This is a genomic window from Chryseobacterium sp. HMWF035, from assembly GCF_003094695.1.
GTDB lineage: Bacteria > Bacteroidota > Bacteroidia > Flavobacteriales > Weeksellaceae > Chryseobacterium > Chryseobacterium gambrini.
Map to the genome: position 1 here is coordinate 14,804 of NZ_QEHP01000098.1, position 24,249 is coordinate 39,052.

The window sequence follows — 24,249 nt, forward strand, 5'->3', positions numbered from 1 at the left end:
AAATATCAAATTAGCTTACCATTGATTGGTAGATAAACTTCAACGAACTATTCACCATTTCGATTATCGGTTGTGGGAAAATACCAAATACAATCACAAAAACCGCTAAACTTGCCAATACAGAGAATTCTACTGCAGAAAGATCTTTTACTGTGCTTAAAACAGCTTCATCACCCTGTCCGAACATTGCTTTTCCGTAGAATCTCAATAAATAGACAGCACAAAGGATTACGGTAAGACCTGCAATTACTGCTGCCAATCCGTTAAAATCGTACACCGATTTCAACAGGATAAATTCCCCGATGAATCCATTGGTCAACGGAACTCCCATTGAACCTAATATAATGATCAAGAACAATACGGCAAACTTAGGAGCAACTTTCGCCAAACCTCCCATCTGTCTGATGTCTCTTGATTTAAATCTCTTGTATAAAATATCGCAGCAGTAGAACAAACCTACAACGTTAATACCGTGAGCAAAAGTCTGTACCAAAGCTCCTTCAGCCCCTTCGATATTGAAGTTTCCTCTTAAGGTTATTACGGCTGAAGCAAAAATACCAGCCACCATTAATCCAACGTGAGAGAAAGAAGAATATGCAATAATTCTTTTCATATCAGTCTGGATGATCGCGATTAAAGCTCCGTGAACAATTCCCACAATAGCTAAGATAATCACAATCTGTCCTGAAATTCCTGCAATCGGAAGGGGAGTGATTGGTAATAAATAACGCATAACTCCGTAGATCGCCATTTTCAGCATGATCCCTGATAAAAGCATCGAACCTTGTGTTGGCGAATAGGTATACGTATCCGGCTGCCACGTGTGGAAAGGGAAAACCGGCAATTTCACTGCGAAAGCAAAGAAGATAAACCAGAATACAACGGTTTGTTGTGTTTCGTTTAACTGGGCATTATATAAATCTGTCAGCGCAAAAGATGCAGAGTGATTGTATACATAAATCAATCCTGCTAACATGAATAATGATCCAACGAAGGTATAAACGAAGAATTTCGTAGTGAATTCAAATCTTTTATTTTCCTGACCCCAGATTCCGGCAATAAACCAGATCGGAATCAAAGTAACTTCCCAGAAAATGTAGAACAGCAAACCGTCCAGCGAAGTGAAAACTCCTACAAGACCGAACTGCATTAGCAGAATTAAACCATAGAATGTATTTCTGTAGCTTACATTTTCATTAAATGAAGATAAAATAATGATGGGCGCCAGAATATTGGTTAACAATAAAAGAAGTAAACTCATCCCATCGATACCGAAGTGAATTTTACTCTTAATAAATTGTGACCAAGGGTAATTGATCTCGTGTTGTAATGTACTATCTACCGTTAATCCAAAATTAAAATCCGATACGATATAAAACGTTACAAGCATCTGAATCAAAGCAATTCCCAGTGCCAAATATTTGCTGGATTTATCTTTCCATGCAAAAACTAATCCCGAACCTACCAGAGGTAATAGTAATAGTGTTAATAATAAACCAGACATTATTGTAATATAAAGTTAACAATCAGTATAATTCCCACAGCCAAAGACATGATTAAGATGTAATTCTCAACATTTCCGTTCTGGATACGCTTCATGGCTTTTCCGCTGTCTTCAGCTCCTTCACCTACGAAGTCCACAAAACGATCAAGAATACCTTTATCAAACATCTTTCCTCCGCGTCCTAATCCTTCAACAGTTTTTACAATTAATGCATTGTAAATTTCGTCAATGTATAATTTTTTAGCAGACAGTTTTTCCCATCCTGTATACTGCTGTTCCGGTAACGCCTGTTTTTTCTTATTCACATAAGTATTTTTAACAAGGAACCAAACGCAGAAGAACATTACTACTGTTGCTCCTAAAAGTATCATTTCAGTCCCAAACGGAACTCCCGAAAGAGTTGCTTCCATTTGTTTAAAGCTTTCCTCGGTAAGAACAGGCTTCAGCCATTCCATTAATTTGGCATAATGACCGTGACCGATGAAGTGAGGAAGGTTAATTAATCCACCCAAAACAGAAAGAACAGCCAGTACGATCAATGGTAATGTCATATTCGAAGGGCTTTCGTGTAAGTGGTGTTTTTGTTCTTCAGTACCTCTGAACTCTCCGTGGAAAGTAAGATAATACAATCTAAACATATAAGTAGCCGTAACAGCCGCTAAAACAAATAAAATTACCCAGTATACCGGATTTTTAGCAAAAGCTGCCACTAAAATTTCGTCTTTGGAAATCATCCCTGATAATAAAGGGAATCCTGAGATTGCCAATGTTCCGATAAGGAATGTAGCGTGTGTGATCGGGATGTATTTTTTCAGACCTCCCATGAAACGCATATCCTGTTCGTTGCTCATCGCATGGATTACAGATCCTGCTCCCAAGAACAATAATGCCTTGAAGAAAGCGTGTGTCATTACGTGGAACATCGCTGTTGTATAAGCTCCAAGACCTAAAGCGATGAACATGAATCCTAGCTGAGAAACGGTAGAATACGCCAGTACTTTTTTAATATCGTTCTGACGAAGTGCGTAGAATCCAGCTAAAGCTGCCGTTAAGAATCCGATGAATAAAATTACTCCCTGAACGGTTGGTGCCAAAGTGAATAAGAAGTTGGATCTTACCACTAAATAAATACCTGCCGTTACCATGGTAGCTGCGTGAATTAACGCTGAAACCGGAGTAGGTCCCGCCATCGCATCCGGCAACCATGTATATAATGGAACCTGAGCAGACTTACCGGTAGCACCGATAAATAAACTCGTTGTAATGAAAATGATTACCGTTCCGTCCAATTCAAATTTTCCTGCATTTTCTTTAATTGTTAAATAATCTACAGCATTTGTCTGTGAAGCTAACATGAAAATACCTATTAATAAAGCAAGATCACCAATTCTGTTCATGATGAACGCTTTTCTTGCCGCTTTACCATACTCTTCGTTGGTGTACCAGAATCCGATCAGCAAGTAAGAGCACAATCCTACACCTTCCCATCCTATGAACAGGATTAAGTAATTGCTTCCCATTACCAATAGTAACATAGAGAAGATAAACAGATTCAGATAAGTGAAAAACTTATAGAAACCTTTATCGTGGCTCATATATCCGATAGAGTAGAGGTGAATTAAAGATCCGATCCCTGTGATGATCATCACCATCATTAATGATAACTGATCGATCTGGAATCCGAAATTAATCTGAACTCCGTTTACTCTGAACCATTCAAAAGCTTTTACAATGACAGGCTGGCTTTCAGAATCAAAATTCATGAAAATACTTACTGCGATGCAGAAAGATGCAAAAACCATTGCTGTAGCCAAACTACCGACAACTATTTTTGGAAGATTTTTTCCGAAAAGTCCGTTTATAAGAAAACCTAAAAGTGGTAAAAGTATTATTGCATACACTAAATTTTCCATTCTTATCCTCTTAATTTATTAAATATACTTACATCAACAGAACGGGTATTTCTATACAGCATAGCAATAATTGCCAGACCTACCGCTACTTCCGCAGCAGCAACCACCATAATGAAGAAAACTAAAAGTTGTCCGTCGCCGTTACCTTTGTATGCAGAAAACGCAGCCAGTAAAAGGTTTACAGAATTCAGCATAAGCTCTACACAACCCAAAATAACAATCGCGTTTTTTCTCAGTAATACTCCCAAAACTCCCAAACAGAACAGTACTGATGAAAGTATAATGAAATAATTCACAGGGACGCTTTGTATAAATGTATTTACTTCTCCCATAATTTTATAGATCTTTTTTACCGATTAATACCGCACCTACAATACCTGCCAAAATAAGGATGGATGCAAGCTCAAACGGCAAAACATATTCATTAAACAAAAGTCTTCCCAGATTTTTCGTCAGACCAACTCCGTTGTCTACATTTTCAACAACGATCTGATTTTGCTGAACACCTCTGAAAACGCCTAAAACTCCAATTAACAAAAGTCCTGCTGTAAAAACTCCAGCAAATTTTAAAGTATTGCCCTTCTTACTTTCGTCTTGTTTATTAAGGTTAAGCATCATCAGAATGTAAAGGAACAATACCATGATCGCTCCGGCATACACAATAATCTGGATAATCGCAAGGAACTGTGCATTCAGAAGGATGTACATGCCCGCAATAGAGAACATTGTAACAATTAATGACAAAACAGCATACAGAGGATTTCTTGCAAAAACGAAGTAAACCGCACTTGCCACTGCTAAAAACGCCACCAAGAAAAATAAAAACTGATCCATTATTTTACCGCATTTTTTTGTTTCTCGGATTGTCTTTCTGTGATGTCAATCCTTTCATTTATTTTTTCCACCAATTTATCTTTTCCGTAAATGAAAGAACCTCTGTTGGTTTCCACGTCCACCAATCTGTCGGTAAGATAGATCGCAGATTTCGGACAGGCTTCTTCACACATACCGCAGAAAATACATCTCAGCATATTGATTTCATATACTGAAGCATATTTTTCTTCTCTGTAAAGATGCTTTTCTTCCTTGGTTCTCTCTGCAGCAGTCATGGTAATTGCTTCTGCAGGACATGCCACCGCACAAAGTCCGCAAGCCGTACATCTTTCCCTGCCTTCCTCGTCTCTTTTCAAAACGTGCTGACCTCTCCAGATTTCTGCTCTTGGTTTCTGTACTTCCGGATACGAGTATACTGCGGGAGCACCTTTCATAACGGTTCTTACAGCATGCTTAAATGTAATCCCCATTCCTGTAAAAATCGCAGGTAAGTAGATTTTTTCAGCAAGGGTCATTTCTTTGTTAGAAACAACTTTTGATCTGTTCGTAAGTTTCATTTTTTTTATTATTAAATGTTAGAAGATGGAAGCCGGGAGATGGAAGTTGGTCGCATCATCACATTTTCACATCAGCTCATTTTCAAATTAATTAATTTCCAAATGCTAAAATTACAGCTCCTGTAACCAGCAGGTTAACCAATGCCATTGGAATTAAAGTTTTCCATCCTAAGTGCATTAATTGGTCATATCTGAATCTCGGAAGTGTCCATCTGATCCACATGAAGATCAGAATTCCGATGATAGTTTTAATTAAAAACGCCACAATACTAAAAATTCCGGCTGTATTTTCTCCCCAGTTCTGAGTAACCCATTCAATTCCGGGATAATTGTAACCTCCGAAGAACAGAACAACCATGAAAGCATTCGAAATAAACATATTCACGTATTCACCGAACATATACAATCCCAATTTCATGGAAGAATACTCCGTAGAATATCCTGTTACCAATTCAGATTCACACTCAGGCAAATCGAAAGGGTGTCTGTTTGTTTCTGCTAAAGCTGCTACGAAGAATACTAAGAAAGCAATTGGCTGGTAGAAAATATTCCAGTTCATACCAGAACCCCAAGGAATGAATCCCCACAGTTTTCCGTTTGTCTGGCTTTCTGTAATTTCTTTTAAATCTAAACTTCCCGTCATCATAATGATAGAAAGCAAAGCCAATCCCATTGCCAATTCATAAGAAATCATCTGAGAAGAAGCACGGATCGCACCTAATAATGAATATTTGTTGTTGGAAGCCCAACCTCCGATCATAATTCCGTACACTCCGATGGAAGCCATTCCGATGATGAATAATACTCCGACATCGATATTTGCCACCTGAAGATCATAAGACGTACCTGCAATATTTAAACTTTTACCCCAGGGAATAACTGCTCCTGTGATTAATGATATAAACATCACCAAAGCCGGCCCCAGTACGAAAAGGAATTTTTCTGCATTCGCAGGGGTAAAATCTTCTTTAAAGAAAAACTTTCCACCGTCGGCTAAAGGCTGAAGCAATCCGAAAGGTCCTGATCTGTTGGGACCAATTCTGTCCTGCATAATAGAAGCAACTTTTCTTTCTGCCCAGGTAGAGTAGGCTGCAATCGTTAACGAAAGCAGGAAAAGCGCAAATACAAGTATAAGTTTAAATGTAAGTAAATCCATTTTTTATTTTAAATGTTTTGAAGATGGGAGCTGGGAGCTGGAAGTTTGTCACATCGTGGCATCAACTCTTCATCACATTACCAATTTATTTTATTTTTTAACGATTTTAAAGTTAAAAGCAGAAGCGGAATATTTTACGGGTACAAACCTCCATCTTCCATCTTCAGACATCCAACTTATTATTTTTCGTCTTTTTCACTGATTTCCTTTGCCATCGGATTGTCTAAAACTCTCAGTTCATCTTTAGGCTTTTCGTAGTGGTTCAGTGAAATTACTGAGTGTCTGTCGATATGTCTCGGACCTTCAATGTTCCAGTCAGAAAGTTCTTTTCTGTCGAAACGGCAGGTGTCGCAGATAAATTCTTCAACTTCTCCCCACTGGTCTTTTCTTGCAGTAACTCTCACGATTTCATCGCCTTTCATCCAGACTACGGCTTTTCCGGAACATTTATCGCATTTGCAGGTAGCGTTCATCGGTTTTGTAAACCATACTCTGCTTGAAAAACGTGCTGTTCTGTCGGTTAATGCTCCTACCGGACAAACGTCGATTACGTTTCCGATGAAATCATTATCCAAAGCTTTATTTAAATAAGTTGAAATTTCAGCGTGATCTCCTCTGAACAAAATTCCGTGTTCTCTTTCTCCGGTTAACTGATTAGCAGCCAATACACATCTTGCACAAAGAATACAACGGTTCATATTCAGTTTGATGTGAGGACCCAGATCGTCTGCTTCGTATGTATTTCTTTCGAATTCCGTTCTGGTTTCAAGATTTCCGTGTTCGTAACCTAAATCCTGAAGGTGACATTCTCCCGCCTGATCACAGATAGGGCAGTCTAACGGATGGTTTACCAAAAGGAATTCCGTAACTGCTTTTCTACCTTCCTGAGCTTTTTCAGAAGTAAGATTTTTTACTTCCATCCCGTCCATTACGTTGGTTCTGCAGCTTGCCACCAATTTCGGCATAGGACGCGGATCTGCTTCAGATCCTTTGGAAACTTCCACAAGGCAGGTTCTGCATCTTCCGCCACTGGTTTCCAGTTTGCTGTAGTAGCACATTGCAGGAGGTACAGATTTTCCGCCGATTTGTCTTGCAGCTTCCAGAATAGAAGTACCCGGCAAAACTTCAGTAGTCTGTCCGTCTATCGTTATTTTGAATTTTTTAACCTCTTCGCTCATATTCTATGCTTTTCGCTTTTGCCTTAGCAATTAAGCTCTGTTTTAATTATACTTTTTTGTATTAAATGTATATCCGATTCCGGCGAGAACCTGTCCGAAAACAAAATCCTGTCTGGCTTTATCCGGTTTATTATTTAATGTCGTTTTAATGTCCCACATATTGATGTATCCGGCTTTTACTTCTGCTCTCAGCATCCAGTTTTTCCAGAATACAAGGTTAAGACTGGATCTTAAATCGGTTCCCATTCCGGCAACGTGAAAACGGTCGCTTCTCTCGTTACCAAAAAGCTTTACATTACTTTTCGGAAACATAAACCCGATTCCGGCTCCGTAAGACCATACCAGATCAATGTTCTTTTTATGAACCAGATTTTTATATTTTTCAAGTCCTACGTTTTCATAATTTAATCCGTCTGTATGCTCAAAAGTAAGGAACTTTTCATCGGCAAGATTTACCTGCCCGTTCTGTACCATCGCTGCATATTTCGGATCTGAAATATTTCCTGAAAACCCAACCGTCTGATCCTGGTTCATTACATATTTCATGTGATCAATTCCTAAAACCAAAGCTAAATTATCTTTAATAAAATAACCAAGTCTGAAATTATATTGTGTCACTGTAAACCAGCTTGGATCGAAATAAACAATTCCGAATTTTGTTGGTCTGTCTTTCGCAGAGACATTGTTTAACTGAAAATCATAACCGTTTCCCGAGAAATGAATGTCAGAATTGCTGTAAGCCGCTCTGTTCCATCCGTAGAAAACGAAAACCTGACCTTTTTTGCTTAAAGGTAAAGGTTTTTCTTTTTTTTCAGCTTTGTATGGAGTTACCTCCAGTTTATATTCTTTTTCTTCTAATGTATCTTTTTTTACCTGTCCGAAAACAAAACCCGACATCATTAGACCTACTGCCAATATTTTTTTCATCTTAAGCATTCTTCTCAACTGCAGGAATCGGATCTGCATAATGTGCCAGTCCGTAGTTCTGAGTCTGTGATAATTCAGGGTTTTTAATGTGCCATTCGAATTCATCTCTGAAGTGACGAATAGCCGCTGCAACAGGCCATGCTGCTGCATCACCTAACGGACAAATTGTGTTTCCTTCGATTTTTCTCTGAATGTCCCAAAGTAGATCGATGTCTTCCATTTTTCCTTCTCCTTTCTCGATTTTCTTTAAAATCTTGTACATCCATCCTGTTCCTTCACGGCAAGGCGTACATTGTCCGCAACTTTCGTGATTATAAAATCTCGCTAAAGTCATGGTATGTTCTACGATACACTGATCTTCATCCAAAACAATGAATCCTCCTGAACCCATCATGGTTCCGGTAGCAAATCCACCGTCAGCCAAAGATTCGTAGTTCATGTATCGAGGTTCTCCGTTTACGGTTTTTAATAATAAATTAGCAGGAACAATCGGAACAGAGCTTCCTCCCGGAATACAGGCTTTTAATCTTTTCCCGTCTTTAATTCCTCCGCAATATTCTTCAGAGTAAATGAATTCTTCAACCGTAATGGTCATGTCGATTTCATACACTCCGGGTTTGTTGATGTTTCCACAAGCAGAAATCAATTTTGTTCCTGTAGATCTTCCAACTCCTATTTTAGCATATTCAGCTCCTGTAATTTCAATGATCGGAACTACTGCCGCAATAGACTCAACGTTGTTTACTACCGTTGGTCTTTCCCAAAGTCCTTTTACAGCCGGGAATGGCGGTTTTAGTCTCGGATTTCCTCTTTTACCTTCAAGAGATTCAAGCAATGCGGTTTCTTCACCACAGATGTATGCTCCACCACCTCTCTGAACGTAAATTTCGCAATCGAAACCGGTTCCTAAAATATTTTTACCTAAAAATCCTGCTGCCTTCGCTTCTTCAATGGCTTCTTCCAAAATATCGGGGATCCACGAATATTCTCCACGGATGTAGATATAAGAAACATTTGAACCTAAACAGTATGATGAAATAAGCATTCCTTCAATCAGTAAGTGAGGAAGAAACTCCATCAGATATCTGTCTTTGAAAGTTCCCGGTTCAGATTCGTCGGCATTTACAACAAGGTGTCTCGGAACACCTTCCGGTTTTGCAAGGAAGCTCCATTTCATTCCTGTTGGGAATCCTGCTCCACCACGTCCACGAAGCCCTGAAGCTTTTACTTCTTCAAGAATTTCGTCAGGAGTCATTTTTAAGGCTTTTTCAGCAGCTTCATAACCTCCGTTTTTACGGTAGGTTTCAAAGTAGCGGATGCCTTCAATATGTGCGTTTTTAAGTAAAAGTTTTTTACTCATTGTTATTTGCTTCTTGCAATAGGCTTTTGGCTTCTTGCATTAATTATGATTAAACGTTAAGTGAATAATTTAAAATCTAAAATGTAGAATTTAAAATTTCTATTAGTCTAAAGCGATCTGTCCTTCTCTGCAAAGATCAAGGATCTCGTCTACTTTTTCTATCGTTAAATTTTCATGGAAAAATTTTCCCAACTGCATCATCGGAGCATATCCACAAGCTCCCAGACATTCAGCAGGTTTTAAAGTAAACATTCCGTCTTCCGTAGTCTGTCCGTCTTTAATGTTCAGTTTTGTACGGATATGGTCTAGGATTTTTTCACTTCCCGAAACCATGCAAGGTCCCGTTCTGCAAACCTCCAGAACATATTTACCTACCGGCTTCATGTTGAACATAGTGTAGAAAGTAGCTACTTCATAAACTTCGATAGGTTTGATACTCAATAATTCTGCAACATAATCCATTACCGGAACGTCTAACCAGCCTCCGAATTCTTTCTGTGCCAAATGAAGTACAGGAATAAGGGCAGATTTTTGTCTTCCTTCAGGATATCTTGCGATAATTTTGTGTACCTGTGCTAAACTTTCCGGTTTAAAAGCTATTGTTTCGCTCATTTTATTTAATGTATTATTGTACAACGTACAATGTACTAATGACTTATTTATTTTAATCACTGCAAAATTTACAATGATACTTTTTACAATTTTATGCGTCTAATTCTCCCGCAATAATATTCATACTACACATTGTAACGATCGCATCTGAAATTACAGAACCTGTAATCATCTCAGGATACGCCTGATAGTAGATGAAACAAGGTCTTCTGAAATGCAGTCGGTAAGGGCTTCTTCCGCCATCACTCACCAGATAGAACCCTAATTCTCCGTTTCCGCCTTCTACAGCATGGTAAACTTCACCTTTAGGTACATCTGTTTCTCCCATTACAATTTTGAAATGGTAAATCAGTGCTTCCATTTTCTTGTAAACATCTGCCTTTTCAGGAAGATAGAAATCCGGAACATCCGCGTGGAATGGTCCTTCAGGAAGGTTTTCGTATGCTTGTTTGATGATTTTGATAGATTCCCAGATTTCCTGCTGACGAACCATGAAACGGTCGTAGGTATCTCCGGAAGTTCCCACCGGAATGATAAAGTCGAAATCCTGGTAAGAAGAATAAGGCTGCGCAACTCTCACGTCATAATCCACACCGGTTGCACGTAAATTCGGACCTGTGAAACCATAGCTTAATGCTCTTTCTGCAGAAATAGATCCTGCTCCGATGGTTCTGTCCATAAAGATTCTGTTTCTTTCTAATAATGTACAGAATTCTTTGAATCTTGGCGGGAACGTTTTAAGGAAATCCTTTAATAACTCATGGAATTTTGGAGTGAAATCTCTTTCAAAACCTCCGATTCTTCCCATATTGGTCGTCATTCTCGCTCCGCAGATCTGCTCATACATATCGTAGATACGTTCTCTTTCGATGAACATATAGGTAAGACCGGTAATTGCTCCGGAGTCCATTCCTGTTACACCGTTACAGATCAGGTGATCTCCGATCCTTGCAAGCTCCATTAAAATAACACGCATATAGTCTACACGTTTTGGAACTTCAACGCCGATCAGTTTTTCAACCGTCATGTGCCAACCCAAATTGTTGATGGGCGCAGAACAGTAATTCATACGGTCGGTAAGGGTAGTGATCTGAGAGTAGTTTCTTCTTTCAGAAATTTTCTCAAATGCTCTGTGGATATATCCCACAGTCTGCTCTGCATGAAGGATTCTTTCTCCATCCATCGTTAAGATATTCTGGAAAATACCGTGCGTTGCAGGGTGGGTAGGTCCTAAATTGAGGGTGTATAACTGTCCGTCAATCTGTTCCTTACTTTCGTATTGGTTTAGTATATTAGATAATGAGTTATCTTTCATAATGATTGCTTTTAGCTATTTGCTTCTGGCTATTGGCTAGCTGCCATTGGCCATTCGCTTTTTTATCTTCCGAACATGCTGTCGTTCTTGTCTGTTCTTGTTCCGTCTTCCAGACGATATTCTTTCAGCATCGGGTGGTAACCAAGATCTTCCATATTTAAAATAGGTCTCAGATCCGGATGTCCTTTAAATTTGATTCCGTAGAAATCATACGTTTCTCTTTCCATCCAGTTGGCTCCTGCATACAATTCCACTAAAGAATCTACTTCGATGTTTTCTCTGGACATGAATATTTTCAGACGTAATCTGAAGTTCGTCATCATATTGTGAAGGTGATAAACCACGCCGATTTCCTTTTCCGGAAACTCAGGATAATGGATTCCGCATACATCGGTAAGGAAATTGATTTCCAGTGATGAATCTTTCAGATAGTGAACGATTTTTTTCAGATCTTCCTTCTTTACTTCAATCGTCAACATTCCATAAGGCTCTGAACTTGCAATAACAGACTCCGGAAATTCTCTTGTAATTGCTTCTAATACAAATTCGTTTGTCATTTCCGTTAGTTGCTTATGTTGTAAGAGTCTAGTAATTTCTGATATTCAGGCATATCTCTTCTTCTGATGCTTTCGCTTTCCGCCAAAGCCTGAACCTGCATTACACCTTCAATAATCTGTTCCGGTCTCGGAGGACATCCAGGAACGTAAACGTCTACCGGAATAATTTTATCAATACCCTGTAAAACAGAATACGTATCAAAAATACCACCGCTGGAAGCACAGGCTCCAACTGCAACCACCCATTTCGGCTCTGCCATCTGAGTGTACACTTCTTTAAGTACCGGTCCTAATTTTTTGGATATCGTTCCGCAAACCATTAACATATCTGCCTGTCTTGGGGAGAAAGAGTTTCTTTCCATACCAAATCGGGAAGCATCATACGTTGGATTCAGGGTAGCCATAAACTCGATACCGCAACAAGAGGTTGCAAATGGTAATGGCCAAAGAGAAAATTTTCTTGCCATCCCGATTACACTGCTCAGTTTTGTTGCGAAAAACCCTTCTCCTTCAAATCCTTCCGGAGCCGGTGCATCTGTTCTTATTACTGGTTTGTTATCTGACATTTTAGTAGATTTTAGATTTTAAATTTTAGATTCTAAATTATTGTTAATGTTAACTTTAATCGAAAATCACCATCTAAAATTTGTAATTTAAAATTTATAATTTCTTATTTCTTATTTATCCCAATCTAAAGCGCCTCTTTTCCATACATAGAAAAATGCCATGAAGAAGATCGCTACGAATGTAAGAACGGCAAGGAATCCTTCCATTCCGAATTCTCTGAAGTTTGCCGCGTACGGATAAAAAAATACGATTTCAATATCGAATAATACGAATAATACCGCTGTCAAAAAGTACTTAATGGAAAACGGTGTTCTTGCATTTCCTTCTACCGGGACTCCACACTCCCAGCTTTGGTTTTTCACAGAATTTCCTTTTTTCTGTTTCGGACCTAAAAAATGCGCTCCAAGCAAAGAAATGGCTACGAAACCGATCGCAACACCTGCTTGTATAAGGATTGGAATATAACTTTCAGGTAAATTCATTTTTGCATTATTATCTCAATTTGCAAATTTAGCGAATAAACAAGAAAGCATGAAATTTATGAGGTTAAAAGTGGCTCCAAAATAGGCAAAACGGATAATTTAGAATCATTAAAAATAACAGTTATTTTTTCATTTTTCTGATGAGAGAATACGCCATAAAGGAAATATAGGCAAAAAGGAGACTTGCGTAGATAATATTCACCGCCGTATTGGTTCTGTCATCCGCCAACTGGAAAAATAAATTGTATGCAATGAATCCGGCAATTAAAATTCCGAAAATGATGAGTTGTGGTTTCATATTTTAAAACTTACAATAAGTCTACTTTTTGATGATGAAAAATTATTTGATTTCCAGAGCGTAGGTTCTCCTTCTTTTATGGTTCACGGGATTGTAATCCTGCCATAACAGCTGAATGCTTTTGTTTTCTTCCAGTTCCGGATTCGTTTCCAGATATTTTACTCCTTTTTTGTTGAAGATATCCCAGATTTCTTTAAAAATAATGGACGTAACACCGCGTCTCTGATAATCGGGATGAATGCCGATCAGGTAAAAATTAGCCCTGTCGTTTTTCTTTCCTGCCTGTAAAAAATGCCACCATCCGAAAGGAAGCAGTTTTCCTTTGGATTTTTGCAGAGCTTTTGAATAGGAGGGCATTGTAATGGCAAAAGAAACCAGATTGTTATTTTCATCTGCGATACACACGATAAAATCTTTATCGATTAAAGGGAAATATTTCTCTTTGTAGGTTTTTCGCTGTTCATCTGAAATAGGAGTGTAGGTAGAAAGGTGCTTGTACGTTTCATCCAGCAGATCAAACATCGCATCCACATACTGCAGAATTTCTTCTTTAGATTTAAATCTTAAAACTTTCAGATGATATTTCTGGGAAATCAGTTCATTGAATTTGTAAATTTTCTCCGGAAGGGAATCCGGGAACATAATTTCAAATTCTACCCATTCCTTTTCTTTGGTTAAACCCAGTTTTTCAAGATGTTTCGGATAATAATCATGGTTGTAGATTCCGATCATCGTTGCCAGTTTATCGAAACCTAAAGTCAGCATTCCGGCTTTATCAAGGTTCGTGAAACCCATCGGTCCTTCAATCTTTCCGATGTTTTTTTCTTTGGCGTACTCAACTGCTTTTCCGATGAGTGCCTGAGAAACTTTTTCATCATCAATAAAATCAATCCAGCCAAAGCGTACTTTTCTTATCCCTAGTTCGCGTTCTTCCTTATGATTGATCATTAAGGCAATTCTTCCGACAACCTTGCTATTTTTGTACGCCAGAAACTGTTTGGCTTCAGAGTATTGCAGCGCAGGATTTTCTTTCGTGCTCCATATTTTAATCTCATCATTAATAAGGGACGGAACATAATACGGATTGTTTTTGTACAGATCCATGGGAAATCTTACGAATTGCTTTAGCTGTTCGCTGTTTTTTACTTCAATAACTGAAATCTCTGACATGATTTTTTCGTGAAATTATGGAACAAATATAACTAAATTAATACAATACTTTGGCACAGTTTTTACATCATATCGGATGAAAAGTATATTATAAAGATTACAGAGATGAATGGTTATTATTTGATTATTATTGTTTCGATGGCGGTGAGCTGGTTGGTTTCGTGGAGACTGAAATCGAAATTCGAACAATATTCTAAAGTCTATCTCAGAAACGGGCTTTCAGGAAAAGAAGTGGCGGAGAAAATGCTGAGAGATAACGGGATTAACGACGTTCAGGTAATGTCGGTTCCGGGACAGTTAACAGATCATTACAATCCGGAAAATAAAACAGTTAATCTTTCTGAAGCAGTGTATATGCAGAGAAATGCAGCGGCAGCGGCTGTTGCAGCTCATGAATGCGGTCATGCGGTTCAGCATAAAGTAGGATATTCAATGTTGCAGTTACGGTCCAAATTGGTTCCGGTAGTAAGCATAAGTTCCAACCTGATGCAGTTTGTAATTATGGGAGGGCTTGTCATCATGGCATTTAGTGGAAGTAAACTTGTTCTTACAATAGGGGTTATTATGTTTGCTTTCACGACGCTTTTCGCATTTGTAACACTTCCGGTGGAATATGATGCAAGCAACAGAGCCATGAAATGGCTTCGTGATACGGGGACGGTAACAATGGAAGAATATGTAGGCGTAAAAGACAGTCTGAAATGGGCGGCAAGAACGTATGTAGTAGCTGCAATCGGATCTTTGGTACAGCTTCTTTATTTTATCTCTTTATTAATGGGAGGAAGAAGGGATTAATCTTTAAATTTGAATGAAACATACTGCATCTCGGATAGTTTTTCCGAGATGTTTTCTTTTTGTAAAAGTTTCAGAGAAGCGGTTACAATGCAGTTTTCATTCGCCTCAAATTGCAGGACTTTCGCATCATACTTAGACAGTAAAGTAAAAATTATATTCTGCTGATTAAAATTAAACTGAATCTCAACAGTAGTTTCAAGCTCTTTCGTAACAATATTTGCTTCTTCCAGTGTAATTTTTGCCGATTCTTTGTACGCTTTTACCAGACCGGAAACGCCCAGTTTTGTGCCTCCGTAATAACGGACGGAAATAACCAGAACATTGGTAATTTCGTGTGCTAATAACTGGTTGTAAATGGGCAGTCCTGCACTTCCGGAAGGTTCTCCGTCGTCATTTGCCCGATAGTTTTCTCCGTTAAGTCCCATTCTGAAAGCATAGCAATGATGCGTTGCCTTCGGATGTTCCGCACGAATCTTTTCCAAAGCATTTTTCAGTTCTTCCTCATTGTTCACGGGAAACGCAAAACCAAGAAATTTGCTTCCCTTTTCTTTTAATAAAGTATTTTCTACCGGAGATTCTATCGTCTTAAAATTGAACATATATAATAGAGAAAAAATGATTCTGCTGAGAATGTTAGATTTAATTGTTCAAAGGTAAAATTTTTTTAAGAAAAGTCCCGTAAACGGACAATAAAAAAGAGAACCTTTACAGTTCTCTTTAATCCATTAACAAGGAAAGCTTCCTTCCAGCCAAGGTGGAGGACAACTCATGCTCGAAGGTGTTTTACAGCATCTTTGCAGGTTTGCAGGATAATAAGAACAGCAAACCGGTGCTATTCCGCCAACAAGATGTTTAAGCTCTTTTCTTGGTAGTTTTTTTAGATTTTTCATATAATATTTTTAAAGTGAAATAGGTGGGTCAAAGCAAGCCTGTCCGATCGGAATACAGACACCATTGCAGTTATACTGCGTGTGGATGTTGCAAGGACACACTTTTGTTCCGTTTTGAAGATAATAACATTTTTCAATTCCTCCCAAAACACTTTTCAGTTCATGTTTTGATAATTTTCTCAGATTTTTCATGATGATGATTTTTAGTTCATCATAAAACTACATATTTAATTTCAAACTATGGTGAAAAATTATAAAATATTTATTATGTTAAATTTTTGATTATTAAATATTTAAATGTTTTCTGAAAGAAAAAAATCAACGCGGTTATCTCTGATAATTTCAGTTTTAAATGGATTTGACCGGTCAAAAACAGGAGCTTTGGTTCCGTTCCCAAGAAGAAGATGTTCATTGGTAATAACAATCGCTTCGTCCCATAGATTGGCATCTATAAACTGCTGTAAAGTGAATTTTCCACCCTCGATAATCACAGACTGAATCTGCTCTTTATAAAGAGCTTCCATAAGATTCTGAAGGAAATTGTCCTTTTCGGTTTTAATAAAATGAACATGATCTGCAATTTCTTCTTTTACAGAATTAATCACGATGGTTTTTGCTTCTTCGTTGTAAATTTTAAAATTCTGAGGAACTTTAAGGTCAAAATCAATTAAAATTCTCACAGGATTAACGCCTTCCACATTTCTTACCGTTAAACTTGGATCGTCATTCAGTGCGGTCTGTGTTCCAACTAAAATAGCGTGTTCATCGGCTCTCAACTGATGTACGAACTGATTCACTAAAGAATTTGAAACTGCGGTTGGTTTAAAATCCTTATCCAGAAATCCGTCTCCCGATTGCGCCCATTTCAGAATAATGTAAGGTCTTTTCTTTTCGTGGTAGGTGAAAAATCTTTTATTAAGATCAATACATTCTTTTTCCAAAACGCCTGAAATTACTTCAATTCCGGCATCCTGAATAATTTTTTTTCCTTTTCCGTTCACTTTGTCATGAGAATCCATTGCTCCCACTACGACTTTTTTAAAGCCTAATTCCTTAATCTTTAAAGCACAGGGCGGCGTTTTTCCGTAATGTGCACAAGGTTCTAATGTAACGTAAATAGTGGATTCGGGGATTAAAGATGGGTCTTCAACAGAATTAATGGCGTTAATTTCCGCATGAGGTTCTCCTGCTTTCTGATGATAGCCTTCGCCGATAATTGTACCGTTGTGAACAATCACACTTCCCACCAAAGGATTTGGATAGGTTTTTCCGATGGCTTTCTGAGCCAGTTCGATGGCTCTTTTAATATAAAATTCGTCCTGCATACTGAATGAAAAAAGCGAAGTCAAATTGCTTTGCTCCGCTTTCTAATATTTTAAATAGTTTTATTCTCCCGCAATAATGCTATGAAGATTTTGTTTTAAAGTTTCCAGATGAGCTTTTTTCTCGTCGATAGAATTATAAGTATCCCTCAACATAGGATTCTCTCTTGAAGGATTTTTAAAGAAAGCGAGATTGTTTTCCAGCTTTACGATTTCAGCTTCAAGATCAGAAATCTGGCTCTTGATTTTTCTTGCTTTGTCCGTAAGCTGATTTTCAGATAATCCTTCTTCTTTAAGTTCCAGCTCGTTGATTTTATTTAATTTCAATTTTTCTCTCAACGTTTTGTTGAATTCTGTATTGATGGAGATTTTATCTCTCGGTACTTTTCCGATGTTGTTCCATGCGGTTTTAATGGCTTCAATTCTTTCGATGCTTCCATCTTCGTTCCCGATTGTTTTTAACTCATCAAGAATTGCCTTTTTATGCTTGTAATTTTCCTTCCAGTTATCCGTAGAAGCGTTGCTTTTTTCACGGTAATTGTTGAAGAATGCATTACACGCATCACGGAATTCATCCCAGATTTTATTCGTCATGCTTTTCGGAACGTGACCTATTTTTTTCCAGTCTTCCTGAAGTTTTTTGAATAAAGGAACGGCGATGTCCCACTCTTCATTATTCTGGTTGTCTTTTGCAGTCTGGATCAGTTTTAATTTTTCTTCCAGATTCGCCTGCTGAGAACCTTTTAATGATTTATAATAAGTATTTTTTGTTGTATTGAATCCTCTCAGAATCGTTTTGAACTCGTTCCAGTTCTGGTTAGAGAGCTTTCTCGGAACGCTTCCTGTTTTCAGAAATTCTGAACGGAGATCTTCCACTCTGCGGATGGCGTTCTGCCAGTAATTATGGTTAGGATTTTCACCGGGCTCAGAAAGTTTCTTAATTTCAGCGATGATCTGATTTTTCTTTTCCAGATTCTCGTTCTGCTCCGTTTCAATGGCGGCAGAAAGTTCAGATTTTCTTTCGTGGATTTTGTTGGAAATTTCTTTAAATTCTTCCCATGTTTTCTCACGGAATTCTTCTGCAACCGGTTCAGCTTCTTCCTTCCATAGTTTGTGAAGATATTGCAGCTCATTCAGCGCTTTCTGAATCACAGGCTCATGTTCAAGCTGTTTTGCACGCTCAATGATGTGTTGTCTTTTTTCAAGATTGTGGCTGTACTCCTGCTCCAGAAATTCCTTATTCAGATCAAGCATCTGATAAAACTGGTTCAGATGATGAAAATAATTGTTGTTAAGAATCTTGAATTCAGATTTCGCAACCTGTCCCGCTTTCGACCAGTCTTCTTTAATCTCTCTTATCGATTTGAAAAGATTGGTTCCCGGTTCGGAATTCGTATAAAGATTTTTAAGCCTTTCGATGATGGTTTGGCGGTGCTCCAGATTTTTCTTCTGTTCTTCTTCCTGCCCCTTTTGGTAAGCATCATGCTTTTCTCTGAAAATATTCACCAAAGCAGAGAATTTCGCCTGAGAAGGATGCTCATAACTGAAATTTTCAGGAGCATTTCCCGCTTCGGCATATTCATGCTTTTTATCTTCCACTTCATCATGGATGTAATGACTTGCTTTTTCTTTGAGCTGATTGAATTTTTTGAAATCTTCACCTGCATTGGGTACATTGATGATTTTTTCCATTTCCTTCAGGGCATCGGCAAGAGAAATTTCTACTTCTTCGTGCTCTTCTTCATGTTCCGTTTCCTCATGATGAATGCTTTCATCCTGAGGTTCTGCAGGTTCTGATGTTTTTTCCTGAGGGACTTCGTTAGAATTTTTGTTTTCCTCGTTTTCAGAAAGGTTGTTTTCTGTAATCATAGCAAATCGTTTATGTGAGTGGCATTAAAATATCCTCTAAATATAGAGCTAAAAAGCTAAATACAGTACTAATTTATGTTATTTTTTTTGAAAATTCCAAATTTCCCAGGCTTTTTCTGCCTGTTGTTCCAGCATATAATATCCGTTCACTGTTTTGGCTCCTTTTTCAGAGGCATTGATGATGAATTTGGTATAGTTTGGGTTGTAAATTAAATCGATAATCAAATGTTCTTTTGAAAGCCCTTCGAAAGGGAAATTCAGGCAGTCTTCCACATTCGGAAAAGTTCCTACCGGAGTACACTGGATAATGAGTTTATGATCCTGTACAAAAGCAGCATCTAAATTGTCATAATTAATTTCCGTGCTTCTGGAAACCGTAACCGATGGAATTCCGTGTTTGTCCAAAACATATTTTACTGCTTTTGCCGCACCTCCGTTTCCTAAAATGATGGCTGAATCATGGTAGGGTTTTTTGTGAAGCAGCAAAGTCTTTTCGAACCCGAAAGCATCCGTATTATAGCCTCTTTTCTTCCCGTTTTCAATCAGTACACAGTTTACGGCTCCGATGTTTCTCGCTTCATCGCTCAGCTCGTCCAGATAATCGATGATTTTTTCCTTGTAGGGAATCGTTACATTAAAGCCCAGTAATTCCGGAGCTGAAAAAACATCTTCCACTTCATCAATTTCGTTTAAATCAAAAATGTTGTAAGAATAATCTTTCAACATCAGTTTCTGGAATTTATCTTCAAAGTATTTTTTCGAGAAAGAGTAGGAAATGTTTTTCCCGATCAAGCCTAATTTTTTATTGGAATCCATAGGATAAAATTAAAAAAAAAGACCGGAAAAACCGGTCTTTGAGATAAATATTTTTTTGTTTTATTCTACGATAAATTTCGCTGAGGAAGAATCTGTTTTCAGAATATAATTTCCTTTTGCCAAACCTTTCAGATGAATTTTATTAGAAGTTCTGAACGGATTTTCAATCGTTTCGATCAGTTTTCCTGAAAGATCATAAATCTGAGCTTTCGAAATTTTATTCAGATTTTCTCCTTTTACAAACAATTCATTGTTTTTTACAGGATTAGGATAGATGGTAAACAGAGACTTATCTTTAGAAACTTCCGCAGTTGCCAATGTAGTGAAGCAGGTCCAGCTCAAGTCGTCAATTGCAATTCTGTTATCTGTTACAGGATTTACAATACTGATAACAATATTTCCGCTGATATTGATGTTACTAATCGTAACCGCTGCAGTAGAGGAAGAGGTGTAAGGAATTGTTCCTACTGTCGTACCATTAATTAGAACATTTAAACTTCCTGCACTCCCTGAAAATTTCAATTGAGCCTTTACCGTTAAACTCTCAATTCCGCCTGAAATTGTAGAACTTGTTAAACTTCCGTTTCTGATGGTAATCGCTTTGTTTCCTGTTCCGTTAATATTTTGGTCTGTTCTGGCATCTGTTGCAGTCCATGTAATATTATTATTCGTCCATGTTTGTGTTGCGTAGCTTGAAGCCGCAGCCGGAATATTGGAGAAATCTTCCGCTCCGCAGCTTCCGCCTGGCTGTCCTCCTGCAAGAGTTGTTCCTGAAGCGGTATTGCTCACTGCAGAAGCATTTCCTGCTGCATCTTTTGCAATCACATAAAAATTATAGGTAGTAGAAGGATTCAGCCCGGAAACCGTAGCCGTTGTTCCGGTAACCGTAGCGTATAAAACCCCGTCTTTATAAATTTCATATCCTACAACACCGATGTTATCTGTAGAAGCCGTCCAGCTTAAAGAAATGGTGTTGGAAGTAGGGGTGCTTGTTGCTAAATTGGTTGGAGCAGTCGGAGCCTGTGTATCAGCAACCGGAGTTCCCCAAATTTCAGCAACGTATTCAGGATGATCGATGTATGGATTTCTGTTTCCCTGATAAGTATAAGAAGCGTTGTTTCTTGCAATTTCGGTAGCAGAAACAGGATCTGCGATATGCCATGCCAATAATTGGTTCAGTTCCCAGGTCTGTAATCCCGGAAATGCGGAACCTCCCAACATATTTCCTGTTCCGAAACCTGAAAGCTGAGTTTCATATCTTGTTACGAAATATAAAACCATTCTCGCGATATCTCCTTTAAAAGCATCAACAGGCTCAAAAACCGTCCCCGAATATCCCGGAGAAACAGAAGTTCCCAGTTTTGATCCGTTTTGAGAAGTGAAAGAAGCCGATCCTACTTTTCCGAAAGGAAAGTTTGATCTCATTCCGTTTACTTTTCCGTCGGTCGGTCTGATGAAATGAATATCTGAAACCATCGGAGCATTGCTGTTGAATAAACTTTGAGGAACGATATGCTCTCTGTTGTAGCAGTCGCCTTCGCTGTTATAATTTCCGCACTGCGCTCCCGGATAGCTGTATGAGTAAGGATCTGTTCCGTTAGGATTCTCGGAATACATGTCTAAAACCGTATTATCGTTTTCCAGTCCCGGAATTCCTGCAATATTATCGCGATCCGTTGTTGCATAACCACTATATAGTGCACTATATCCATTGTCTACATGACCGTTGGTAATAATCTGTTTCAGTTTGGTTTTTAAAGCAGCTCCGGAAAGACCTGCAGTTCCGTCGTAATATCCCGTAGGAATCTGAGCAAAAGTACTTATCAAGACAAAGCTCAATAAAAAAGAGAATAATTTACGTTTCATTTTTAAAAATTGGGACGCAAAGATACGAAAAAATGAAAGCTTACGTATTAATTTTTAGTAATATAATCTTTGCTGATCTTGGAAAATGCCCATGAAATTCCAAAGCCGAATAAGGATGCGGTAACCGCAACAGTGATGTAATTTTTACCCACTATTTTCACCGGAAAAGGTAAGGTTTCGTTGGCTTTAAAGAACTCTGTGAAGTGTTGGAAATAGCAAAGTCCGGTTCCTATAAGTAAGCCTGAAATAATTCCTAAAACGACAATTAAAACTCCGGTATAAAAGTAAACCTGTCTTAAATGACTTAACGGAAAACCTAACGAAATAAGGGATTTTGCCTGCTCTTTTTTATCCAGTTGAAGAATGATGATGGCTCCTGCTAAATTGAAGGTGGTAATAAAGATTACCAAAGCAAAAATTAAATAGATAAAAAGCTTCTCGGTATTGATCATTTTCCAGAATGCCGCATTTTCTTCCTCTTTGGTTTTTACTTCAATGTTTTTTCCAAGGGAAGAAATAAGCTGTTGCTTTACGGAGTCTGTATTTTCAGGATTCTTTAATTTGATAACGATTTGATAAGCCGAATGTTTAGGAAGATTTAAAAGCTCTTCAGTCAATTCAACAGGAGCAATAATATAATTGTCCAGTTGGTCTTTTCCTGCAAAAACTCCGGAGACGAGGATATCTTTTTTGTTGTAAATATCTTCTTCTTTATTAATGATTCCTGTTCCCGGTTTAGGCATAAAGATAGTTGCATAATCCGAACTGGACGGTACAGGAATCGAAAGTCTATTATCCAGAGAGTTTTCCATTAAAACTTCATTGGAATATTTGAAGCTTGGATAAGCACCGTAGAAAACATCTTTATTAATGGGGTTTACTTTTGTGTAAGCAGAATCTACCCCTCTTAAATAAGCAATATCGCCTTTCCCGTTATAGCTAATGTAGACCTTTTCTTCAATAACTCTCGAAAAGTTACTGATCTCTTTATTGCTTTTGAGAACGGAATTAATTTTATCGAAATCTTTCAGTGTTTTTCCGGATGAACTTTTAAGGGTAAGATCGGCATGAAGATTTGAAATCAATTCTTTATTGAGGTCTTCAAGCCCCGAAAAAACGGAGATAATAACAAACATTGCAGTTACGGCAACCGTCATCGCCCCAACTGCCAACCACGTAATAAACGTAACGGCAGTACTTCCTTTTTTAGACAAAAGGTATCGGGAAGCGATATAAAATGCAATGTTTTTCAAGGGTTACAGAATAGGGTTGTCACCTTCACCTCTCAATTCACGTTCCAGTTTTTCAACGTCGTCCAGAGAAGTGTCTAAGTAGAAATTAAGATTAGGGATTACACGAACCTGCTTCGCCATTTTCTGACCGATGAAGTTTCTGTATTGTGCTTTATTTTCTTCAATTTCCTTCATCACGGCTTTGCGGTGCTCCTGCGGAAATATGCTTAAATAAATTTTGGCAATACCCAGATCCGCCGTTACTTTTACATCCGAAACCGTTACCAGAATGCTTTGTTTGCTTTCTGAAGCCTGTTTGCGGAAAAGTTCTGCGAAGTCTTCCTGTATAATCTGTGCTACTTTTCTTTGTCTGTTACTTTCCATAATTTCTGCAAATTTAGTACTTTTGTTTGAATTGATACTTTGAAATTTGTTCGCTGTATCAAATTTACGACTTAATTTATTTAAATATTTATGAAATTAGAACATATAGGCATTGCCGTAAAATCTTTAGGCGTTTCTGATGAACTTTTTGCTAAGCTCCTAGGAAAGGAATCTTACAAACAAGAATCTGTAGAAAGGGAAGGAGTAGTTACTTCTTTTTATGCTGTCGGAGGAAGCAAAATTGAACTTTTGGAGGCGAGTAAAGAGGATAGCCCGATCTCAAAGTTTATTGAAAAAAAAGGAGAAGGCATCCATCATCTGGCTTTTGGCGTGGAAAATATTCTGGAGGAAGTGCAAAGACTGAAAAAAGAAGGTTTTGAATTTATCTCGGAAGAGCCGAAAGAAGGTGCTGATAATAAATTAGTTGTCTTCCTTCATCCCAAATCTACGAACGGCGTACTGGTAGAACTTTGCCAAGAAAAGCAATAAAAAATTTTGTAGTGAAAGAAATTTTACTATTTTTGCAAACACAAAATTTAATCAAGTTTTGAGGTCCTATAGCTCAGTTGGTTAGAGCACCTGACTCATAATCAGGTGGTCCCTGGTTCGAGCCCAGGTGGGACCACTTTTTAAAAAGACATTTAC

27 protein-coding genes and 1 tRNA gene are annotated in these 24,249 nt (G+C 38.1%); 3 read left to right on the plus strand and 25 right to left on the minus strand.

Going from position 1 to position 24,249, the window contains the following annotated elements; translation table 11 throughout:
• Positions 1 to 10: 10 nt before the first annotated feature.
• From DD829_RS14825 to DD829_RS14895, 16 genes are all read right to left on the minus strand, one after another.
• The gene (locus tag DD829_RS14825; protein WP_108410069.1) at positions 11 to 1,504 is read right to left on the minus strand and encodes a NuoM family protein; all 1,494 of its coding nucleotides are present in this window, start codon (positions 1,502 to 1,504) and stop codon (positions 11 to 13) included.
• Positions 1,504 to 3,417 (minus strand): NADH-quinone oxidoreductase subunit L, encoded by a 1,914-nt coding sequence (gene nuoL, locus DD829_RS14830; RefSeq protein WP_076393031.1) that lies wholly within the window; start codon positions 3,415 to 3,417, stop codon positions 1,504 to 1,506. The genes DD829_RS14825 and nuoL overlap by 1 nt, the downstream gene beginning before the upstream one ends.
• A 2-nt stretch (positions 3,418 to 3,419) precedes the next feature.
• Complete coding sequence (nuoK, locus tag DD829_RS14835) at positions 3,420 to 3,749, minus strand: NADH-quinone oxidoreductase subunit NuoK (RefSeq protein WP_108410068.1); 330 nt, start codon at positions 3,747 to 3,749, stop codon at positions 3,420 to 3,422.
• 4 nt (positions 3,750 to 3,753) lie between these two features.
• Complete coding sequence (locus tag DD829_RS14840; protein ID WP_076393029.1) at positions 3,754 to 4,251, minus strand: NADH-quinone oxidoreductase subunit J; 498 nt, start codon at positions 4,249 to 4,251, stop codon at positions 3,754 to 3,756.
• Positions 4,251 to 4,808, minus strand: coding sequence for a NuoI/complex I 23 kDa subunit family protein (locus tag DD829_RS14845; RefSeq protein ID WP_108410067.1), 558 nt, complete (start codon positions 4,806 to 4,808; stop codon positions 4,251 to 4,253). Before DD829_RS14845 ends, DD829_RS14840 begins: the two co-directional genes overlap by 1 nt.
• A 91-nt stretch (positions 4,809 to 4,899) precedes the next feature.
• Complete coding sequence (gene nuoH, locus DD829_RS14850) at positions 4,900 to 5,964, minus strand: NADH-quinone oxidoreductase subunit NuoH (RefSeq protein WP_108410066.1); 1,065 nt, start codon at positions 5,962 to 5,964, stop codon at positions 4,900 to 4,902.
• A gap of 179 nt (positions 5,965 to 6,143) precedes the next feature.
• Positions 6,144 to 7,142 (minus strand): 2Fe-2S iron-sulfur cluster-binding protein, encoded by a 999-nt coding sequence (locus tag DD829_RS14855; protein WP_087705825.1) that lies wholly within the window; start codon positions 7,140 to 7,142, stop codon positions 6,144 to 6,146.
• A gap of 42 nt (positions 7,143 to 7,184) precedes the next feature.
• Complete coding sequence (locus DD829_RS14860; RefSeq protein WP_108410077.1) at positions 7,185 to 8,069, minus strand: hypothetical protein; 885 nt, start codon at positions 8,067 to 8,069, stop codon at positions 7,185 to 7,187.
• 1 nt (position 8,070) lies between these two features.
• Complete coding sequence (nuoF, locus tag DD829_RS14865) at positions 8,071 to 9,429, minus strand: NADH-quinone oxidoreductase subunit NuoF (protein ID WP_076393023.1); 1,359 nt, start codon at positions 9,427 to 9,429, stop codon at positions 8,071 to 8,073.
• 102 nt (positions 9,430 to 9,531) lie between these two features.
• On the minus strand, positions 9,532 to 10,041 hold the full coding sequence (gene nuoE, locus DD829_RS14870) for a complex I 24 kDa subunit family protein (RefSeq protein ID WP_076393021.1): 510 nt from the start codon (positions 10,039 to 10,041) through the stop codon (positions 9,532 to 9,534).
• Positions 10,042 to 10,132: 91 nt separating this feature from the next.
• On the minus strand, positions 10,133 to 11,356 hold the full coding sequence (gene nuoD / locus DD829_RS14875; protein WP_076393019.1) for an NADH dehydrogenase (quinone) subunit D: 1,224 nt from the start codon (positions 11,354 to 11,356) through the stop codon (positions 10,133 to 10,135).
• A 62-nt stretch (positions 11,357 to 11,418) separates the two neighbouring features.
• Positions 11,419 to 11,913, minus strand: a complete 495-nt coding sequence (locus DD829_RS14880) for an NADH-quinone oxidoreductase subunit C (protein ID WP_076393017.1) — start codon at positions 11,911 to 11,913, stop codon at positions 11,419 to 11,421.
• 5 nt (positions 11,914 to 11,918) lie between these two features.
• Positions 11,919 to 12,479, minus strand: a complete 561-nt coding sequence (locus DD829_RS14885) for an NADH-quinone oxidoreductase subunit B (protein ID WP_047397471.1) — start codon at positions 12,477 to 12,479, stop codon at positions 11,919 to 11,921.
• Between the two features lie 111 nt (positions 12,480 to 12,590).
• Positions 12,591 to 12,962, minus strand: a complete 372-nt coding sequence (locus DD829_RS14890) for an NADH-quinone oxidoreductase subunit A (RefSeq protein WP_108410065.1) — start codon at positions 12,960 to 12,962, stop codon at positions 12,591 to 12,593.
• A 121-nt stretch (positions 12,963 to 13,083) separates the two neighbouring features.
• Positions 13,084 to 13,260 carry a hypothetical protein gene (locus DD829_RS23685; protein ID WP_165762924.1) on the minus strand — a complete coding sequence of 59 codons (177 nt, stop codon included), beginning with the start codon at positions 13,258 to 13,260 and terminating at the stop codon, positions 13,084 to 13,086.
• Between the two features lie 42 nt (positions 13,261 to 13,302).
• Positions 13,303 to 14,430 carry a GNAT family N-acetyltransferase gene (locus DD829_RS14895; protein WP_108410064.1) on the minus strand — a complete coding sequence of 376 codons (1,128 nt, stop codon included), beginning with the start codon at positions 14,428 to 14,430 and terminating at the stop codon, positions 13,303 to 13,305.
• Between the two features lie 105 nt (positions 14,431 to 14,535).
• On the opposite strand from DD829_RS14895, the gene DD829_RS14900 reads away from it, so the two are divergent.
• Positions 14,536 to 15,225, plus strand: coding sequence for a zinc metallopeptidase (locus DD829_RS14900; RefSeq protein ID WP_108410063.1), 690 nt, complete (start codon positions 14,536 to 14,538; stop codon positions 15,223 to 15,225).
• On the opposite strand, the gene DD829_RS14905 is transcribed toward DD829_RS14900, so the two are convergent.
• From DD829_RS14905 to rbfA, 9 genes are all read right to left on the minus strand, one after another.
• The gene (locus DD829_RS14905; RefSeq protein WP_116547886.1) at positions 15,222 to 15,824 is read right to left on the minus strand and encodes an IMPACT family protein; all 603 of its coding nucleotides are present in this window, start codon (positions 15,822 to 15,824) and stop codon (positions 15,222 to 15,224) included. The two genes, DD829_RS14900 and DD829_RS14905, sit on opposite strands and share 4 nt — an antisense overlap.
• Before the next feature lie 126 nt (positions 15,825 to 15,950).
• Positions 15,951 to 16,115, minus strand: coding sequence for a bacteriocin-like protein (locus DD829_RS23690; RefSeq protein ID WP_165796592.1), 165 nt, complete (start codon positions 16,113 to 16,115; stop codon positions 15,951 to 15,953).
• A 9-nt stretch (positions 16,116 to 16,124) separates the two neighbouring features.
• Positions 16,125 to 16,307 carry a bacteriocin-like protein gene (locus tag DD829_RS14910; protein WP_076393009.1) on the minus strand — a complete coding sequence of 61 codons (183 nt, stop codon included), beginning with the start codon at positions 16,305 to 16,307 and terminating at the stop codon, positions 16,125 to 16,127.
• Positions 16,308 to 16,408: 101 nt separating this feature from the next.
• Positions 16,409 to 17,440, minus strand: a complete 1,032-nt coding sequence (gene ribD, locus DD829_RS14915) for a bifunctional diaminohydroxyphosphoribosylaminopyrimidine deaminase/5-amino-6-(5-phosphoribosylamino)uracil reductase RibD (RefSeq protein WP_108409566.1) — start codon at positions 17,438 to 17,440, stop codon at positions 16,409 to 16,411.
• 60 nt (positions 17,441 to 17,500) lie between these two features.
• Positions 17,501 to 19,306: a DUF349 domain-containing protein gene (locus DD829_RS14920; RefSeq protein ID WP_108409567.1), complete on the minus strand. Its 1,806-nt coding sequence runs from the start codon at positions 19,304 to 19,306 to the stop codon at positions 17,501 to 17,503.
• A gap of 78 nt (positions 19,307 to 19,384) precedes the next feature.
• Entirely contained in the window at positions 19,385 to 20,122 is a 738-nt protein-coding gene (locus DD829_RS14925) for a shikimate dehydrogenase family protein (protein ID WP_108409568.1), read from the minus strand.
• A gap of 60 nt (positions 20,123 to 20,182) precedes the next feature.
• Complete coding sequence (locus tag DD829_RS14930; protein WP_108409569.1) at positions 20,183 to 21,988, minus strand: endonuclease; 1,806 nt, start codon at positions 21,986 to 21,988, stop codon at positions 20,183 to 20,185.
• A gap of 47 nt (positions 21,989 to 22,035) precedes the next feature.
• Positions 22,036 to 23,241, minus strand: a complete 1,206-nt coding sequence (locus DD829_RS14935; protein ID WP_108409570.1) for an ABC transporter permease — start codon at positions 23,239 to 23,241, stop codon at positions 22,036 to 22,038.
• Between the two features lie 3 nt (positions 23,242 to 23,244).
• On the minus strand, positions 23,245 to 23,604 hold the full coding sequence (rbfA, locus tag DD829_RS14940) for a 30S ribosome-binding factor RbfA (protein ID WP_076392997.1): 360 nt from the start codon (positions 23,602 to 23,604) through the stop codon (positions 23,245 to 23,247).
• Between the two features lie 90 nt (positions 23,605 to 23,694).
• Here rbfA and mce point away from each other — a divergent pair, with 90 nt between their 5' ends.
• Entirely contained in the window at positions 23,695 to 24,093 is a 399-nt protein-coding gene (mce, locus tag DD829_RS14945) for a methylmalonyl-CoA epimerase (RefSeq protein ID WP_108409571.1), read from the plus strand.
• A gap of 62 nt (positions 24,094 to 24,155) precedes the next feature.
• Positions 24,156 to 24,229, plus strand: a tRNA-Ile gene (locus DD829_RS14950).
• Positions 24,230 to 24,249 lie beyond the last annotated feature (20 nt).